This is a genomic window from Myroides sp. C4067 (assembly GCF_038039665.1).
GTDB classification, from domain to species: domain Bacteria; phylum Bacteroidota; class Bacteroidia; order Flavobacteriales; family Flavobacteriaceae; genus Flavobacterium; species Flavobacterium odoratimimum.
Map to the genome: position 1 here is coordinate 1 of NZ_JBBPHJ010000040.1, position 17,811 is coordinate 17,811.

20 protein-coding genes are annotated in these 17,811 nt (G+C 34.0%); 13 read left to right on the top strand and 7 right to left on the bottom strand.

What is annotated here, in order from left to right; translation table 11 throughout:
- Positions 1-204: 204 nt before the first annotated feature.
- Both kdsA and AABL87_RS16830 read right to left on the bottom strand, forming a co-directional pair.
- Positions 205-1,023, bottom strand: a complete 819-nt coding sequence (gene kdsA / locus AABL87_RS16825; protein ID WP_006263721.1) for a 3-deoxy-8-phosphooctulonate synthase — start codon at positions 1,021-1,023, stop codon at positions 205-207.
- Between the two features lie 9 nt (positions 1,024-1,032).
- Positions 1,033-1,587: a DUF4199 domain-containing protein gene (locus tag AABL87_RS16830; RefSeq protein ID WP_341277641.1), complete on the bottom strand. Its 555-nt coding sequence runs from the start codon at positions 1,585-1,587 to the stop codon at positions 1,033-1,035.
- 170 nt (positions 1,588-1,757) lie between these two features.
- Between AABL87_RS16830 and AABL87_RS16835 the strand changes: the two genes are divergently transcribed.
- From AABL87_RS16835 to AABL87_RS16845, 3 genes are read left to right on the top strand one after another with little or no spacing between them, the layout of a single operon-like run.
- A complete protein-coding gene (locus AABL87_RS16835; protein WP_006263719.1) occupies positions 1,758-2,246 on the top strand; it encodes a SixA phosphatase family protein in 489 nt (162 codons plus the stop codon).
- On the top strand, positions 2,246-4,357 hold the full coding sequence (ppk1, locus tag AABL87_RS16840) for a polyphosphate kinase 1 (protein ID WP_073144686.1): 2,112 nt from the start codon (positions 2,246-2,248) through the stop codon (positions 4,355-4,357). The genes AABL87_RS16835 and ppk1 overlap by 1 nt, the downstream gene beginning before the upstream one ends.
- Before the next feature lie 15 nt (positions 4,358-4,372).
- On the top strand, positions 4,373-5,290 hold the full coding sequence (locus AABL87_RS16845) for a Ppx/GppA phosphatase family protein (RefSeq protein WP_341277642.1): 918 nt from the start codon (positions 4,373-4,375) through the stop codon (positions 5,288-5,290).
- On the opposite strand, the gene AABL87_RS16850 is transcribed toward AABL87_RS16845, so the two are convergent.
- Positions 5,287-6,045 carry a TIGR02757 family protein gene (locus AABL87_RS16850; protein WP_006261357.1) on the bottom strand — a complete coding sequence of 253 codons (759 nt, stop codon included), beginning with the start codon at positions 6,043-6,045 and terminating at the stop codon, positions 5,287-5,289. The two genes, AABL87_RS16845 and AABL87_RS16850, sit on opposite strands and share 4 nt — an antisense overlap.
- The gene (locus AABL87_RS16855) at positions 6,038-6,718 is read right to left on the bottom strand and encodes an ABC transporter ATP-binding protein (protein ID WP_006260029.1); all 681 of its coding nucleotides are present in this window, start codon (positions 6,716-6,718) and stop codon (positions 6,038-6,040) included. Before AABL87_RS16855 ends, AABL87_RS16850 begins: the two co-directional genes overlap by 8 nt.
- 186 nt (positions 6,719-6,904) lie before the next feature.
- On the opposite strand from AABL87_RS16855, the gene msrA reads away from it, so the two are divergent.
- The 3 genes from msrA to AABL87_RS16870 all read left to right on the top strand — a co-directional run bounded on the left by msrA (position 6,905) and on the right by AABL87_RS16870 (position 8,269).
- Entirely contained in the window at positions 6,905-7,450 is a 546-nt protein-coding gene (gene msrA, locus AABL87_RS16860) for a peptide-methionine (S)-S-oxide reductase MsrA (protein ID WP_006263715.1), read from the top strand.
- A 5-nt stretch (positions 7,451-7,455) separates the two neighbouring features.
- Positions 7,456-7,734, top strand: a complete 279-nt coding sequence (locus AABL87_RS16865) for a hypothetical protein (RefSeq protein WP_039329679.1) — start codon at positions 7,456-7,458, stop codon at positions 7,732-7,734.
- Between the two features lie 109 nt (positions 7,735-7,843).
- Positions 7,844-8,269 (top strand): hypothetical protein, encoded by a 426-nt coding sequence (locus tag AABL87_RS16870; protein WP_006263714.1) that lies wholly within the window; start codon positions 7,844-7,846, stop codon positions 8,267-8,269.
- A 45-nt stretch (positions 8,270-8,314) separates the two neighbouring features.
- Here AABL87_RS16870 and AABL87_RS16875 read toward each other — a convergent pair whose 3' ends face one another.
- The 3 genes from AABL87_RS16875 to AABL87_RS16885 form a co-directional block, all read right to left on the bottom strand.
- Positions 8,315-8,851 (bottom strand): DMP19 family protein, encoded by a 537-nt coding sequence (locus AABL87_RS16875; RefSeq protein ID WP_006263713.1) that lies wholly within the window; start codon positions 8,849-8,851, stop codon positions 8,315-8,317.
- 67 nt (positions 8,852-8,918) lie between these two features.
- Positions 8,919-9,983, bottom strand: a complete 1,065-nt coding sequence (locus AABL87_RS16880) for a nucleoid-associated protein (protein ID WP_006261352.1) — start codon at positions 9,981-9,983, stop codon at positions 8,919-8,921.
- Positions 9,984-10,052: 69 nt separating this feature from the next.
- A complete protein-coding gene (locus AABL87_RS16885; RefSeq protein WP_006263712.1) occupies positions 10,053-10,601 on the bottom strand; it encodes an IS1096 element passenger TnpR family protein in 549 nt (182 codons plus the stop codon).
- 234 nt (positions 10,602-10,835) lie between these two features.
- Here AABL87_RS16885 and AABL87_RS16890 point away from each other — a divergent pair, with 234 nt between their 5' ends.
- The 7 genes from AABL87_RS16890 (at position 10,836) to AABL87_RS16920 (ending at position 17,471) form a co-directional block, all read left to right on the top strand.
- On the top strand, positions 10,836-10,994 hold the full coding sequence (locus AABL87_RS16890; protein WP_006263711.1) for a hypothetical protein: 159 nt from the start codon (positions 10,836-10,838) through the stop codon (positions 10,992-10,994).
- A complete protein-coding gene (locus AABL87_RS16895; protein ID WP_341277643.1) occupies positions 10,978-12,333 on the top strand; it encodes a 2TM domain-containing protein in 1,356 nt (451 codons plus the stop codon). The genes AABL87_RS16890 and AABL87_RS16895 overlap by 17 nt, the downstream gene beginning before the upstream one ends.
- 6 nt (positions 12,334-12,339) lie before the next feature.
- On the top strand, positions 12,340-12,702 hold the full coding sequence (locus tag AABL87_RS16900; RefSeq protein ID WP_341277644.1) for a hypothetical protein: 363 nt from the start codon (positions 12,340-12,342) through the stop codon (positions 12,700-12,702).
- Complete coding sequence (locus tag AABL87_RS16905) at positions 12,695-13,456, top strand: LytR/AlgR family response regulator transcription factor (RefSeq protein ID WP_341277645.1); 762 nt, start codon at positions 12,695-12,697, stop codon at positions 13,454-13,456. The genes AABL87_RS16900 and AABL87_RS16905 overlap by 8 nt, the downstream gene beginning before the upstream one ends.
- A 100-nt stretch (positions 13,457-13,556) precedes the next feature.
- Positions 13,557-14,723, top strand: coding sequence for a TlpA disulfide reductase family protein (locus tag AABL87_RS16910; RefSeq protein ID WP_039329676.1), 1,167 nt, complete (start codon positions 13,557-13,559; stop codon positions 14,721-14,723).
- 266 nt (positions 14,724-14,989) lie between these two features.
- The gene (locus AABL87_RS16915; RefSeq protein WP_039329674.1) at positions 14,990-16,123 is read left to right on the top strand and encodes a TlpA family protein disulfide reductase; all 1,134 of its coding nucleotides are present in this window, start codon (positions 14,990-14,992) and stop codon (positions 16,121-16,123) included.
- A gap of 190 nt (positions 16,124-16,313) precedes the next feature.
- Positions 16,314-17,471, top strand: coding sequence for a TlpA disulfide reductase family protein (locus tag AABL87_RS16920; RefSeq protein ID WP_341277646.1), 1,158 nt, complete (start codon positions 16,314-16,316; stop codon positions 17,469-17,471).
- The last annotated feature ends 340 nt before the right edge of the window (positions 17,472-17,811 follow it).

Consider the following 17,811-nt stretch of genomic DNA (forward strand, 5'->3'; position numbering starts at 1 on the left):
AGGTTTCCCAACGGATTTACAGTCCGTCCTCGTTGGCCGCTTGAGTATCTCCCCTAAGCTGTTGCTTATCTTGTTTGTTTAGAACGGTGCAAATATAGGGCTGTTTTCTTAATCTGCAAGACTTGCAAGGCTTTTTTTTCTTCTTTTTTTTACCGAAATTATCTAACTGATTGGTTATAAAAAAAGTAGTGTTAAAAATATTTTTTAAAATTTATTGATTGTTTGTCTAATATCAACTAATTTTTTCATTAAATCTTCAAAGTAGTCTAAGTGTAGCATGTTCGCTCCATCACTTTTTGCATTTGCTGGATCGAAGTGTGTCTCTAAGAATAGTCCATCTACACCTACAGCGATACCTGCTTTAGCAATAGTTCCGATTAGGTCAGGACGTCCTCCTGTCACTCCAGAAGATTGGTTTGGCTGTTGTAGCGAGTGTGTGATGTCTAATACTGTAGTAGCATACTGTTGCATAGTAGGGATTCCTCTATAATCTACGATCATATCCTGGTATCCGAACATCGTACCTCTATCTGTCACCATTACGCTTTCGTTATTACAGTCTAATACTTTCTGTACAGCGTGCTTCATACTCTCAGGGCTCATAAACTGTCCTTTCTTCAGGTTTACCACCTTACCTGTGTTCGCAGCAGCTACTACTAGATCTGTCTGTCTTACTAAGAAAGCAGGGATCTGTAAGATGTCTACGTACTCAGCAGCCATAGCAGCGTCAGAGTTCTCATGAATATCTGTTACAGTAGGTACGCCAAACTCTTTTCCTACTTTTTGTAAGATTTTAAGCGCTTTCTCATCACCTATACCTGTGAAGCTATCTATACGAGATCTGTTTGCTTTTTTAAAAGAACCTTTAAATACATAAGGAATCTTTAGTTTGTCAGTCACTGTTACGATGTGCTCTGCGATACGCATAGCCATTTCTTCACCTTCGATAGCACAAGGCCCAGCTAATAAAAAGAAGTTATCAGCCTCAAGGTTCTTAATTAGGGGGATATTATTTAAATTCATAAAATTCGATTATTTATTATTTTTTTGTTTGTTGTTCTTCTTTTGTTTATTATTTCTATTCTCTGTTACCACAGGTTCTGCTATGTTTTTAGACTGTATAAAGTACGAAATAATCGCGATAAATACAACTCCAAAAGACAGATTATTTGTTACACCATTTCTTAAGAAAATATCGAAAGTAGCATTCTTAGTTGCTTCTTCTAAAGACATGCTAGTCTGTGTCGCTAGTGCCTCCTGTAAGGTAGCCATAAAGTTAGGACTAACTTGGTTAAACGTAATGTACTGTATAATCGGGAAGAAGAATGTAATCATAATACAGATTACTAATCCTGATAAGAAAGCACGTTGCCAAGAAACAACACCGTTATAGAATTCGCGTTTCTTCTGTCTCATCCCCAACCAATAAAAGATAATCAATACTAGATTAAAAAGTAGTTCAAAGCCGACCTCATATCTAATCTTTTCTAAGTCGTGAAATCCAAGAGATTTGACAATAAACATCCAAACTAAAGCTGCTAAAGTAGCATAAGAAGCCCATTTAAATTCTATAGAGAAATTTCTCATTATTCTATTTTATAATTAATAGCTCAAAAGTAAAGTTTTTATTTTATAGCTTAAAATATATTTTATATTGATATTTTTTATTAGATTTAGATATGTTTATATAATTCTTGGCAAGGATTGTGATGCATAAATTAAAAAAATACAATAAACCACCCGTAAATAAAACTATTATGAAAAAACTAATCCTTATTAGACATGCAAAATCATGCTGGAATGCTATAACCGATGATTTGTCACGCCCAATATCGACCAGAGGAGTTAATGACGCTCACTTAGTTTCGCATACTTTAATGGGACATTTACCTGCTAAAGTTATTGTATGGAGTAGCCCTGCAAAAAGAGCTAGTGAGACCGCTAAAATATTCTGTCAGAATATGGAGATTAACTTAGATTGTATCATTCTAAATCCAGAAGTATACACTTTTGAACGGTCAGGATTAACAAAAGCGATAAAAAAGTGTAAAAATGAGCATGACACTCTAATTCTTTTTGGGCATAATGAGGCAATAACAAAATTTGTTAATAAATTTGGTAGCGAAACCTATGAAAATGTACCCACATCAGGCGTTGTAATCATTAACTTTGATACGAATGATTGGGGGGATATAGAAAAGGGGACAACTGAATTAACTATTTTCCCAAGAGACTTAAAGAAATAATGAATAATAATAACACAACAAAATACAAGTATATCGACCGCGAGAAAAGCTGGTTGTCATTTAATGAGAGAGTACTTCAAGAAGCAGGTGATGAAACAGTCCCTTTGTTAGAAAGGCTGAGATTCATCGGTATATTCTCAAATAATTTGGATGAGTTTTTCAGAGTTCGTTATGCTACTATACGTAGAATGACACTGACAGGGGAGAGTAATCGAAGACTGGGAAGTGGAGTTATCGTCAAAGATCTATTGGCTCAAATTACAGAGAGAGTTATTCAACTTCAAAAAGAAAGTGTACGTATCTTACATGAGGTAGAGCGCAAACTAGAAGATGAAGGAATCTTTATGGTCAATGAGAAAGAGATCAGTGAGAAACAACAAGCCTTTGTCAAAGACTTTTTCTTACATCAGGTATCTCCTGACTTAGTGACTATTATCCTAAGTGATTTGGCTGAGTTCCCTCTTCTAAGGGATACGCATGGGTATTTAGTTGTGAAGTTAGAAGTAGACGAAAAGCTGGTAGAGAAGCACTGCACTAATAAACAAAGACGTGATAATAGCTCTGTTCGCTATGCTATTATCGAGATTCCGAATATTATTAATCGATTCGTAGAAGTTCCTTCTGAGGATCCAGGGAAGAAATATATCATGATGTTAGACGATATCATTAGATATAACCTAGATTCTATCTTTAATATCTTTGATCTAAAAGCAGAATCTGCTTATATGATTAAAGTAACACGTGATGCTGAGCTAGACTTCGATACAGATTTACACAAATCTTTTGTTGAGAAGATTTCTAGTGGAGTACGCGATAGAAAACAAGGGGCTATTGTGCGTTTCGTTTACGATCAGGAGATGGATGATGAGCTGTTAGATTTCTTATTAGAGAACGTAGAGATCGAGCTTAACGACAGTATTATTCCTTCTGGAAGATACCATAATAGACGTGATTATATGGGATTCCCAACTACGGGGAGAGTGGATCTTACCTATCCAAAACAGATACCAGTAGCTGTGAAGGGGCTGAGCCTTGAGGATAGTATTATTCAGCAGATACAGAAGCGTGATTATATGATCTATACTCCTTATCAGTCTTATTCATATCTAGTAAAGTTCTTGCGTGAAGCGGCTTTAGATCCACAAGTATTGTCTATTAAGATAACACTGTATCGACTAGCTAAAAATTCGCAGATTATTAGCTCACTTATCAATGCTGTAAAGAATGGTAAGAAGGTGATCGCTCAAGTGGAATTACAGGCGCGTTTCGATGAAGCGAGTAATATTTATTACTCTGAATTAATGCAGGCTGAAGGAGTTCAACTAATCTTCGGAGTTAAAGGACTGAAAGTACACAGTAAAATCTGTGTAGTAGAACGTCTGGAAAATAAAAAGGTAAAACGTTACGGGTTTATTTCGACAGGTAACTTTAATGAGAGTACGGCTAAAGTATATACTGATGTAACGGTGTTTACTAGTCATAATTCGCTAATGAAGGATGTGTCTAAGGTATTTGAGTTTCTTCAAGTGAACTATCGCGTACATCGTTATAAGCATTTATTAGTGTCTCCACATTATACGCGTAAAGGGTTTTATAAGCTGATAGAAAGAGAGATTAAGAATGCTAAGAATGGATTGCCTGCTTATATTCGATTAAAGATGAATAGCTTATCAGATCTGAAGATGATTGATAAACTATATGAAGCGAGTAATGCAGGAGTTAAGATACAGTTGATCATTAGAGGAATCTGTTCGCTAATACCTGGAGTACCTGGTATGAGTGAGAATATAGAAGCGATCAGTATTGTAGACCGTTTCTTAGAGCATTCTAGAGTTTATATTTTTGGGAATAATGACAATCCTGAAGTGTTCATCTCTTCAGCGGACTTTATGACTCGAAATTTAGACGAAAGGGTAGAGGTGACTTGTCCTATCTATGATGATTTAGTAAAACAAGAGTTGATCGATACATTCGATATCGGGTGGAAAGGAAACTATAAGACGAGATATCAGACAGCAGACTTGTCTAATAAGTATAGAGGGTATACAGCTGAAAATATGTTTCATGCTCAGCAAGAAATGTATAAGTATTATCAAAATAAGTTAAAGTAAAAGAAGAAATTATATATGCTAAAAATAAAGAAGTATGCTGCTATAGATATAGGTTCTAACGCCATGAGACTGTTGATTATGAATATCATCGAGGAGGAGGGAAGAGAGACTATATTTAGTAAGAGTTCATTAATACGTGTGCCTATTCGATTAGGACAAGATGTTTTCACTACAGGAAAGGTATCTCCTGAGGCGGAAGACCGTATGGTGGACGCAATGAAGGCGTTCTTTTTATTAATGAAGGTAAATAAGGTAGATCGATTTATGGCATGTGCTACTAGTGCCATGCGAGAAGCTACTAATGCTACATCTATCGTGGATAGAGTGTATAAAGAATCTGGAATAAAGATCAGTATCATAGATGGTAAAAAAGAGGCTATGATCATTGCTTCTTCAGATTTAAAGCACTTTATCAATAGTAGCAATAGTATTCTGTATATCGATGTGGGAGGTGGAAGTACAGAGTTTACGCTGTTCTCTAATGGTAAACAATTGAACTCAAGATCGTTTAAAAACGGTACTGTACGTCTATTAAATAATATGGTAGAGCCTCAGGTATGGACAGATATAGAGCAGTGGATCAAGGAAGAGACTAAGGAGTTAAAAGACTTAATCGTCATCGGTAGTGGTGGGAATATCAATAAGATCTTTAAAATGTCTGGTAAGACACAAGATAAGCCTCTTACTTATTTCTATCTACACAAACAATTACTACGACTAAGTAAGATGTCTTATGACGATAGAATCTCTTTGTTAGGATTGAACCCAGATCGTGCTGACGTTATTATACCTGCTATAAACATCTATAATAACGCCATGAAATGGAGTGGTGCTAAATACATCTATGTTCCTAAAATAGGGGTGTCAGATGGTATCGTAAAAGCACTTTATTACAATAAAGTAAAACTTGATTATCAAGTCATAGAGTATTAAAACTTCTCAATTGCTCCTAGTCCAAATAGGGCAAAGTCATATTTGACAGGGTCTATAGGATCGAAACGACGCAAAGCCACATCTAGTTCAGCTAGTGCCTTTGCGTCATTTTGTTTTCGCTTTAGGATACCTAGCTTTCTAGCCATATTACCAGAGTGTACGTCTAATGGACAAGATAAATCAGCTGTACTGATTTGTTTCCATATTCCTAGATCTACTCCTTTATGATCATCCCTGACCATCCAGCGCAGGTACATATTGATTCGTTTCGCAGCAGATCCTTTGAGCGGGTCAGAGATATGCTTCTGTGTACGCGACTGATGTTCTATCTCGAAGAATAGTTTTTTGAAGTTAGAAATTCTCTCTTGCATATTCATTTGTTGATTTGCAAAGACATTTTCTAGTCCATTGTGGTTGCTATAAATATGTTTAAGCCCTTTTATAAAAGTTGCAAAATCTACACCATTGAAAGTTCTGTGCACAAAGCTGTCTAAACTCTCTAAGTGGTCATCATGATGCTCCATCACGAAGTCATAAGGAGAATTTCCCATGAGCTCCATCATGCGATGTGCATTCTTAATAATCATCTTTCTATTTCCCCATGCAATAGTAGCACTTAAGAACCCTGCTATTTCTATATCTTCTTTTAGTGTATATAGATGAGGGATTTGTATAGGATCGTCCTGAATAAAAGTAGGGTTGTTATAAAGAATTACCTTTTCATCAAGGAACTCCTTAAGTTCTGCTTTAGTCATGTAAGTTTTGTTTTTGTTTAATTTGACCATCTACCATGGTTAATTTGCGATCAGCCATATTCGCTAGTTCTTCATTATGCGTAACAATGACGAATGTCTGCCCTAATTCATCTCTTAGTTTAAAGAATAACTTATGTAAGTTCTCTGCCGAGTGTGTGTCCAGGTTACCTGATGGTTCATCAGCAAAGATAACAAGAGGTTTGTTGATTAGGGCTCTAGCTACAGCTACACGTTGTTGTTCTCCTCCTGATAGTTCAGATGGGAAGTGATGTATACGGTGAGATAGTCCTAAGTATTCTAATAAACGAATAGCTTCCTTCTCTGTCTCCTGTTTGTTTTTATTAGCAATAAAAGCTGGGATACACACATTCTCTAAAGCCGTAAACTCAGGTAGTAACTGGTGAAACTGAAAGATAAAGCCAAGGTGTAAGTTTCTAAATTTAGATATTTCTTTGTCTTTAAGACCTAGAATATCTTGACCATTTATAGAAAGAGTGGTTTGACTTTCTATAGAAGGCTTGTCTAATGTTCCTAGTATCTGAAGTAAGGTCGTCTTACCTGCTCCAGATGCTCCTACAATAGAAACAATCTCTCCTTTTTTTATATGTAGATCTACTCCTTTTAAAACCTCAAGTTTATCGTAGTATTTATGAATATTAGTCGCTCTGATCATTTACTTAATTTTAGAAATACAAAGTAACGCTTTTTACCTATTTTAAAAACCTAAAAATGATTAAAAGACGAGTAATATATTTTTAAAATAAAAAAGTATCTTTATACTGCTGATGTATATAAGTCTAATATGACTTATGACTAACTAGATAAAGCAATTAACAAATAGAAAATAGAAAGTAAAACAATGGAAAATAATAAATTAGAAACGGCAATATTCGGAGCAGGATGTTTTTGGTGTATTGAAGCTATCTATAAAAGCTTAAAAGGGGTAGAAGAGGTGCTTCCAGGATATATCGGAGGAAAAAAAGAAAACCCTACCTATGAAGAAGTGTGTACAGGAGAAACTGGCCATGCAGAGGTAGTGAAGCTAGTGTATAATCCCGCAGCGATTAATTATAACGAATTATTAGAGGTGTTCTTTACGAGTCATAATCCAACTACTTTAAATAGACAAGGAGAAGATGTAGGGACACAGTATAGAAGTGAGATATTCTACACGACAGAAGCTCAGAAAGCTGCCGCTAAAGAGTATTTAGATATCTTGAGTAGTGAAAAAGTATATGATGATCCTATCGTAACTAAAATATCAGAAGCGACGAAATTCTATGTGGCAGAGGATTATCACAAGAATTATTTTGAGAAGAGTGGAGATAAGAACCCTTATTGTCAGTTAGTGGTAAAGCCTAAATTAGACAAGTTTAAAGCAAAGTACAATACGAAGCTTAAATAATATAAATGATTACGAATAATAAAATTAAATATAGACAGCTTTTTATTGGGATATTTATGGACCTTATAGGGTACTTATCCTATGCTATACCTGGGATAGGAGAGATAGCTGATGTGGTGTGGGCACCAGTGTCAGCCTACATTCTAGCTAAGATGTATCCTGGTAAAGTAGGTAAGGTAGCAGCTGTGGTTAACTTCATCGAAGAGCTGTCTCCTGGACTTGATTTTATACCCACATATACTATAACTTGGTTTTATACATATTTTGGTAAAAAACAAGAATAGTTAATTCTTTGCAGGTAATTTGTGTAAATCATTATTATTTATTAAATTTATGTAAAATAAAAAGATCAGGAGAGTTTTAGAATTTAACAATTAATTAAAAGTATTTCTTATGAGAAAAGTTTTTACACTATTATTCGCAGCGTTAGTTTTTATGTCTTGTACCAATGCAAAAAAAAGTAGAGAATTGGGGGATCAACAAGCTGGTGAGAAGATTATAGGATGGTATTATTACAACGTTAAACAAGGGTTATACGATTCTATCCCCAACTTAGTAGATGATGACTTCTTCAATAGCGACCAAAAAGCAAAACTTGTAGAAGACTTAAAAGCTAAAAAAGAGAAATTTGGAAAGTTAGATAGCTTTACAATGGATAAATGGGAGATGACTGATAGAGATAAAAAAGCGAAGACTAAAGATTTCTATTTTGAGTACAAAGTAAAATATGAAAATGAACCAGAAACAATTACAGAGAAGATTTACCTAAGTCAAGAAGGTAATGATCTTAAGATTTCAAAGTTCGAATTCAGTAAATAATACAAAAAGAAAGCTCCTCACATTGAGGAGCTTTTTTTATGCGTACTATTCTGAATCTGAGTCTAGAAAGTCTGTAATAATGCTTTGCATTTCTTCTAAGCTTACAACTTTTAGATCAGGGTGTGTTTTTAGCCATGAAGAGTTAAGCGCTCTTAAATCTTCTGTAATTTCTTTAAACGAGTTGTCTTCTAGTAGAGAAGTCGTTTCTTTTTCTTTGCCTAAATCTAATTCGAAGAATTTCTTTAGTTTGATATTACTAAATGCTTTTACTCTGCGCATTTGTTTTTCGAAGTAATCTAAGTGTTCTTTAGCTTCCATAGCTGTAAGTCCAGCATGGATAATCTCTACTAGGTCTAGATCCCATTTACTTTTCCAAATAAAAGCAGCTAGTCCTTCTGTCTCTAATATGTTTAGATAATAATCTACACAGTAACTAGCGAAAGCATCAGGATGTAATTCATCATCACCTACTTCTGAGTTACGTAGATAATTTACTACAGAGATATTAGAGTTGATAATATCTAACGGATTCTCACTGCTAAATGTGTTCTCTGATATTAAGATATAGTTGAATTCTCTCATATTATAAGGTATTAGGTATAAAAAAAGCGATTCCAAATCAGTGTGGAATCGCTTGATATGTCTTTAATTAAGATTTTTGTTCTTTGTTAAAGTAAACTAGGTAGTAATACATTTGTTTCTCCTCGTCCCATCCTTTTTCTACGAATTTATCAGCGCTATCAGGGTTGATAAAATCAAGTTTAATCTGGATGTTAGTATCAAGGTTGATTACATTCTTCAGTTTCTTTCTAGCATCAGACACTGCATTATTTGCAATAGGGAAAGATGTCGTATCCTCTATACTGTATTTTTCTCCTTTGTCTACTTTGTAGTTTTTAAACTCAGCAGCTAGATCAGGATTATCTATTACTTCGTTTAAGAAATTCGTTTCTTCGAATTCGTCATTTTTAGCAAAGTAGTTTACAGAACGGTTCATAAACATCACCTCTTCTTTTTTATCTTCAGCAGGAAGTACTACATCTTTAGCGAAATCTTGACAGAACTTAAGGTATTTCTTTGTCATAAACGCTTCGTCTTGGAAGATATCTACATTTAAGAAATGCTCTAACCAATAACGTGCATCATATTTATTACTGTCTATCGTTAAGATTTTATATCCTTCTTCTTTTTTATAGTTGAAGATAATACATCCTTTATCTAATTTGTTTAAGTTGATTCCTTGTAGAAGAAGCATTTCTAGATTAGAATCTTTTTCTTGTAATTGTAAGAAATCAGTTTTAAGTTCACTCTTAAAGATACCGATAGCATCTACAACATTATTATCAATAGATAAGTTCGTTAAGTAAGTAACATAAACTTCTCCATTCTTAATATGTGGATGGTTAGATTGCTCATATAGGTGACGTGTGATTTTTTTAGCAACTTCTTGTACGTTATCTGCTGAAGGAGCATTGAAAATCTCATTGGCAAAGTTGTACATTTCGTTGAATTCTAAATCAACATCATGAGCGAATTGGTAATAACTTTCTTCTTTTTCGCGGAACGGTTTAAAGAAATACTCTTTTAATAAAGGAGCTATTTCATCGTTTAAATTATAAGGTTCTGCAGATAAGAAGATAGCTTCATTTCTACTCTTATTCCCAACTCTATGGATAGATAGAGTTTCAATGTGCGTATTAAATAAGTTGATCATAATGGCAATAATATATTAAGCAGTAGTATACCACTTAAATTATAAATTAAAAAATGAAATTAATAGTTATTAGTTCCAAGTGTCTTCGTATCCGAAGTCTTCAAAACTATCATCTCCGTCGAACATATCATAGTCTTCGTCATCGAAGTCATCGTCAAATTCTCCATAAATATCTTCATTCGATACAGGGTTAGCTGTGAATGATTTGCCCGGCATACTATCTGGTAAGATACCATGAGAGAAAAGTAATTCTGGGTAAGCTGCACCAGGCTCTTCTTCTTCGATAGCTCCTAATTCAACGAAGAAAGTCCACATATTTAAAAAGTCATATACATATATGATTTTTGTGTTTTCTTCATCTAAGATAGAACCGATAGTAGTAGAGCTCATTGTTTTGTGTTCTCCAGGAGTGTCTCCCATATCGAACAACGAAATTTCCTCTTCTAGTTGAGTCCATTGATCATCACACGCATAAAAAGAAGCTGCCTCCATTCCGTCAAAACCAAAAGCATTAACGATAGCATTGTGTAAATCTTCTAATGAGTCATCTTCTAAAATAGCAATGTCTCTAAATATATCTTCCTCAGTATCAAGGATTACTCTGAACTTATAAACCATAACTTTTTTGTGGATTAGAAACGCAAATTTAAACTTATTATTCATTATTGAGGAATAAAACCCAGTCTTTTTACCTACATTTTAACGAAATAGCTACACCTAGTTGAGAGCCAGTTTTTTACTGTAAAACCAGGCTTTTTACAGTTCATCCCTTAAACTTGACAATTCGGTAGTCTTCTTTTTTTTCGTTGACAGTTCTATTACATCTTTGCTTCAACAAAAAACACCAGAGATATGAAAATTATTATTGCCATTACCTTATTTTTGATAACATTCTTCTTATCTATGTTTGGAATAAACAAAGGAGAAAATTCACGAACTGTTTTTCAAGAAAAACAACAGTTAATAAATGTAAAGACTAATCTTGTTTTAAAGGATGAGACAAAAAAATAATATTGTAAAGATAGGAGCTGTATTACTGATAACATTTTTAATGTTTAGAAGGGTACTTAATCTCCATTACTTGGATATCTATTTATTTATATTCTACTTCAGTATACTTGTTTCGGCGGTACTGGGAGTTAATTATTATTTAAAGAAGAGCTATTTTGGTAGACTGAATATGTATCTAAGAGAGAATGAACGAAACATCGGATGGGCTACAGCGATCACTACGGCTATTAACTTTGCAGTAATACTCTGTGTCGCTATTCTTCTAAAGATGATTAATAGTTTCTTTGTAGAGGGAGGGCATATCGCTACTGTGTTTATGAATGGGGGCTTTAGGTCTGTTTTAAACTTCACTGTGTTTTATTCTATTCTATTAGCGATCTATTTTCATATTACCTTTTCTTCTTTAGTAAAAGATCAACAGTTAGAAGAACAGAAAGTAATAACAGGTAATGTATCTGCTCAATTTGAAAGTCTTAAGAACCAGTTAGACCCTCACTTTTTGTTTAATAGTTTAAATGTATTAGGGGCATTAATAGAAGAGGATCAGGAGAAAGCAGTAGAGTTTAACCATTCCCTATCTAAGACTTATCGCTATATCTTAGATCAGAAGAATAAAGAATTAGTTCCTCTAGAAGAAGAGCTAGCCTTTGCGAAGACTTATATTGAGCTGTTACAGATGCGATTTGAAGATAGTCTAATATTTGAATTGCCTGAAAGGGTAAAACAAGAAGGTGCTAAAGTAGTTCCGTTGTCTTTACAGTTGTTATTAGAAAACGTGATTAAACACAATAAATCTTCTTCACAAAAGCCAATACATATTCTAATCAAAGAAAGTCCTGATGGGTATTTAATAATTCAAAATACATTGAATAAAAAACAGACTTTCGAAAGTAGAAAAGGAATCGGGTTAGAAAATATAGCCAGTAGATATGCGCTACTAACTTCTAAACCAGTATTTATAGAAGAGTCAGAAGAATATTTTACAGTAAGAATACCAATACTAACTAAAATTATAGAACAGATGAGAATCATAGATGTACCTGAGAACGAACAAGAAATCTTAGTAGAAGCTAAGAAAAATGTAGAAAAAATAAAGAAGTTTTATGCTCATTTAACTACATTCATCATGGTCAATATTTTTTTAATGGTGATCAATATGATTACTAATCCAACTTTCCCATGGGCATTGATTCCTTTATTTGGATGGGGAATAGGCTTAGCTGCTGATGCGATGAGAACATTTAATTACAGTCTGTTTTTAGGCAGAGATTGGGAGGATAAGAAGATTAGAGAGTATATGGATAAGCATAACAACGGAGGTACACAAAAATGGAACTAACAGTATATGAAAGAGTCAACCATATCACCAGAAGCTTTAAGGAGCTATCAAAGACTTCAGAGAAAGCGTTATAACAGTTTAGTTTGTATTGGAATAGAGATTATTGTTTATATGGCAATTATTGCCTTTGTATTCTTTGCTAATTATTATCATTTTAGACGTGTACGAATACAAGTAGGGAATGATAACCCAATGAATGCATATTTACTTTTTTCTCTATTAATTCTATGCGCATTGGTAAGAGTTATTATCCTATACATAGATAAGATACCTGTTTTATCTAAGTTGCAAGAGAGATTGGAAAAGAGAGAATTCGAGAGATTAAAAAAAACATATCAATACCAAGTAAGATTAAATCATCATGATTAGTATAGTTATTATTGAAGATGAAAAGCCTGCAGCTCGCTCGCTAGAGAGGAAGTTAGATAAGTTAGGTTATAGTTCTATGATAAACCTTTCTAGTGTCGAGGAGGCAGTACTGTGGTTTGGTTCTAATAAAGAGCCAGACCTCATCTTTTTAGATATTCAGTTGTCTGATGGTCTGTCTTTCGAGATATTCGAACAAGTAAAGATTAATAGTTCTATTATTTTTACAACAGCCTATGATGAGTATGCTTTAAGGGCATTTAAGTTGAATAGTATAGATTATTTACTTAAACCGATTGAAGAGAAAGAATTAAAACAAGCCATAGAGAAGTTTGAGAATAATCGATCTGTGTTCTTTGGGTTTAATCAACAGTTAGATCTCTTTAAGCAATTTATGAATTCTAGTAATACAATGGAGTATAAAGAGCGCTTTGTTGTAAAAGTTGGAACACAGATAAAAATAGTGATGCGCTCTGAGGTTGTCTGTTTCTATAGTGAGAATAAAGCCTCTTATGTACAGACTACAGAAGGACGTAATTATATTATCGATTATAGCCTTGAGGAATTAGAAAAGATGGTAGACCCAACAGATTTCTTTAGAATGAATAGGAAGTTTATTGTATCTATTAACAGTATTAAAGATATCTATGCCTATTCTAATTCTAGGTTAAAGCTAAATCTTATTAATCTAGAATCAGAAGAGTTAATCGTGAGTAGAGAGAAGGTAAATGATTTCAAAAAATGGATTGAGAAGTAAGAGTAACTTTTAAAAAACAAAGAAGACTAATAATAATCAAATTATAATTAGTAGATATAATATAATAATTATTACTTTAGTTTTAATTAAAAAATTAATTATGAAGAAGTTAAGTGTTTTGTTCGCGTTGGTTTTATTGATGGTCTCTTGCCAGAAGAAGAATACAATTGAGATAATAACAGAGAATCTACCAGATAACACTAAAGTAGAAGTCTATATAAGAAGCTTAGATTTTAATGAACCAGAAGTTGTAGCTACTGGAGATATAGTAGGAGGTAAGGTAGTATTAGATAATCCATTTACAGAGGGAGAATGGGCTTATCTTTCGATAAAAGAGTCAGAAGATGTGAATCATATCGTTCTTTTTATTGGTGAACCAGGAGCAATTACCATTCGATTCGATAAGGATAATCCTGATAAAAGTACTGTTGAAGGAACGGCTAATAATAAGAAAGTACAGCAGTTTATGGAAGATACGCGCCCTATATCAGAAAAGCTGAATGTTTTCGTCGAAAAGAATATGGCAAGAATGCAAGAATTAGCTGATTCAACAACAAGTGATGATGGTCAAGAAGAACTTAAAAAGTTAAAAGAAGAGTACTCCGGTTTTGCAAATGAGTTCGATTCAACAATCAAGAAGTATGAAGCAGCAAATAGAGATAACGTATTTGGATTGATCATGTTTGTAGAAGTGATGAATATGCAAGAGAAATCATTAGTGGAGTATAAAGCTGATTTTGACAAATATCCAGAAGCATTGAGAACATCTAAATTCGGTAAGCGAGTAGAAGCACGTATCAATGATTTAGTAGAAAATGAAGGGAAAGAGGTTATTACATTTAAAATAGGGGATAAATTACCAGAGTTTAAAGGATTTACTCCTGAGGATAAAGAATTAACGCTATCCTCTTTTTTAGAAGGGAAGAAACTAGTACTGGTAGATGTCTGGGCTTCATGGTGTGGTCCTTGTCGTCAAGAGAACCCAAATGTTGTCAAAACGTATGAAGACTATCATAAGCTTGGTTTTGACATTATAGGATATTCTTTAGATAAGGATAAGGTAGCTTGGGTTAAGGCTATTGCAGCAGATAAGCTAACTTGGGCACAAGTTTCTAATCTACAGTTCTGGAAAGACCCGATTGTTGCAGATTATGGTATACAAGGGATTCCTGCGAATTACTTAATTGATGGTAATGGTGTTATTGTAGCAATGGATTTGAGAGGAAATGAATTAGGAGAAAAAGTAAAAGAATTATTAGTAAAGTAATTTACACATTAATATATTTTAGAACTGCTATGACTTTAGGTTATAGCAGTTTTTTTTGTACCTAATGGAGTTTTGTAGGATATATAGATAAGGATGCAGGGGAATAGTTGTATTGTAATTCAAGTATTTGGCAGAATAATACAAGTTTTTAGCCAAATTTGTTAATATACTGATACGAAAGGTTAATTGTGATTAAAAGTCAACAAAAGTATGGGGATTACTCCTTTATAATATCTATTTTTAACCTGTAAATAAAAAATATCCAAATGAAGAAGTTAAGTATATTGCTTTTTGGCGCATTGGTATTTGTATCGTGCCAAGATAAAAATGTAATTGAAATTACGACGAAGAATATTCCAGATAATGCAAAAGTAGAAATACTGTCTAAAGAGATTGGTCAAGATACGCCGTTTGCGGTAGCAGAAGGAGTTATTGTGGATGGTAAGGTGAGCCTTAAGAATCCGTTTACAGAAATAGATGAAGCTTTTCTTTCTATCCAAGAGGAGGGACAGGTAGGGCATAGCATTTTCTTTATGGGAGAACCTGGTAAAATTACCATTGAATATGACCAACATCACCCTGATCGCCCTATCATTGGTGGAACTGAGAATAATATAAAGTTACAACAGTTCTTAAATGAGATGAAGCCTTATTCTGATAAACTGACACAGTTTCTAACTGAGAATGGGGCGGTACTTAATAATGCATCTGGTGATAACGATCCCGCAGTCATAGAAAAACTGAAACAACAATATAATGTATTGACAGAAGAGACTTCTAGATTAGTAGATAAATTTGAGATAGAGAACAATAGAACTGCTTTAGGGCTATTAATGATTTCTCAAAAGATAGGTTCGAAAGAAAAATCGTTAGAAGCATTAAAAGAAGAGTTTAGTAAATACCCTGCACAGTTAAAAAAGACAAAATTAGGTAAGAAGGTGCAGTCGCTATTAACAGGAGCAGAAGGGGACTTAGCTATTGGGGGTAAGTTACCTGACTTTAAGGGACTGACACCAGAAGGCGAAGAATTAACCTTAACTGATTTCTTAAAAGATAAAAAGTTAGTATTAGTAGATCTATGGGCTTCGTGGTGTGGGCCATGTCGTCAAGAAAATCCTAATTTAGTGAAAGCTTATGAAGCTTATCACGATAGAGGTTTTGATATTATAGGATATTCATTAGATAAAGAAGAGGTAGCTTGGAAAAAAGCAATTCAAGTGGATAAGTTAACTTGGACTCAGGTTTCTAATTTGATGTATTGGGATGATCCTATTGTGCCGATTTATGGAATAGAGGGAATTCCTGCAAGTTACTTAATAGATGGGAATGGTACTATTCTAGCAATGAACTTTAGAGGAGAAGAACTTAGTAAGAAGATAGAAGAAATCTTAGCTAAGTAATTAGAAAAATATAAAGCTATCATGAGTATGTTCATGCTAGCTTTTTTTATTACAATTATAGAACTGTATAAGGCATTTATAGGGTAAGCATAGTAGTATTTAGTTAATCATTTTAAAAAGTATGTAAAAATAAGGGTGTTCGTTTAAAATAATGTCTATTTTTAAGGATTAAAATAAAAAACATATTTAAATGAAAAAATTAGGAGTTTTTCTTATCGCCGCATTAGTATTTGCATCGTGTGAGAAAAAAAGTGTTATTGAAGTGACTGCTAGTAACTTCCCTGATAATACTGAAGTAGAAATATTAGCTGTAGAGGTAGGTAAAGATGTGCCTACAGAGGTAGCTAAAGGAACTATCGTAGGTGGGAAGGTATCTATCGAACATAAGTTTACAGAGTTAGACGAAGCTTTTTTAAGTATTAAAAGTGAAGGAGAGCAAGGGTTTAATGCCTTTTTCTTAGGCGAACCAGGAACGATTACAATCAAGATCGATAAAGAAACACCAGAGAAGACTGTTGTTGGTGGAACTGAGAACAATGAGAAGCTTCAGAAGTTTCAAAATGAAATCAATCCTTACGCAGAGAAGATTATGAAGTTCTCTGATGAGAATGGAATGCAAATGATGATGATGGCTCAGAATGGTCAGACAGACTCTGAAGAGTTTAAAAAATTACAAACGCAGTACGAAGAATTACTAGTAGCTCCTAAAACTATTTTAGACAAATACGCTAAAGAGAATGAGGGAAATGCTTTCGGAATGTTTTTACTAAATCAAATGATTCCTGCAGGAGAAAAAACACCAGCAGAATTTAAAGCAGAGTACGATAAATATTCTAAAGGATTAAAAGAATCTAAGATAGGTAAGAGAGTTGCTGAGCGTTTAAGCCAAATATTAGATGAGGGTGAAGGAGTAAAAGGATTATCAGTAGGAGAAAAATTACCAGAGTTTAAAGCACTTACACCAGAAGGAAAAGAATTAACTCTATCTTCTTTCTTACAAGGAAAGAAGTTAGTGTTAGTAGATGTTTGGGCAGCATGGTGTGGACCTTGTCGTCAAGAGAATCCTAATGTTGTAAAAGCGTATGAAGCTTACCATGCAAAAGGGTTTGATATTATCGGATACTCTATCGATAAAGAAGATGCTGCATGGAAGAAAGCGATTGCAACAGATAAATTAACTTGGACTCAAGTGTCTAACTTAAAGTTCTGGGAAGATCCTATCGTTGCAGATTATGGTATCGAAGGGATCCCTGCTAACTACCTTGTAGATGGTAACGGAACTATCCTTGCTATGAACTTAAGAGGTGAGGAGCTAAGTAAAAAAGTAGAAGAATTATTAGCTAAATAATCTTCAGTTAAAATATACAAAAGGGCTGTTATGACAATGTCGTAACAGTCCTTTTTGTGAATTAAAAATGGCTGCCCTTAGGGGAATTACGAATTAAAAATTACGAATTAGGAATGTTTGCCCTTCAGGCATAAGGTACGTACATAACGTCCATTCGGCACACAACGGTAGGGGCGTATCACATACGCCCTACAACGTATATCCACACCGTATACCACGCTCAGTATGTCATCCTGAGTGTAACGAAGGATCTCATCCTATGAGTCACGTGTGGGATCCTTCCTGTCGTCAGGATGACATACTGTATGTTTATGCAGTACTACTATTCCCCTCCTTAGGA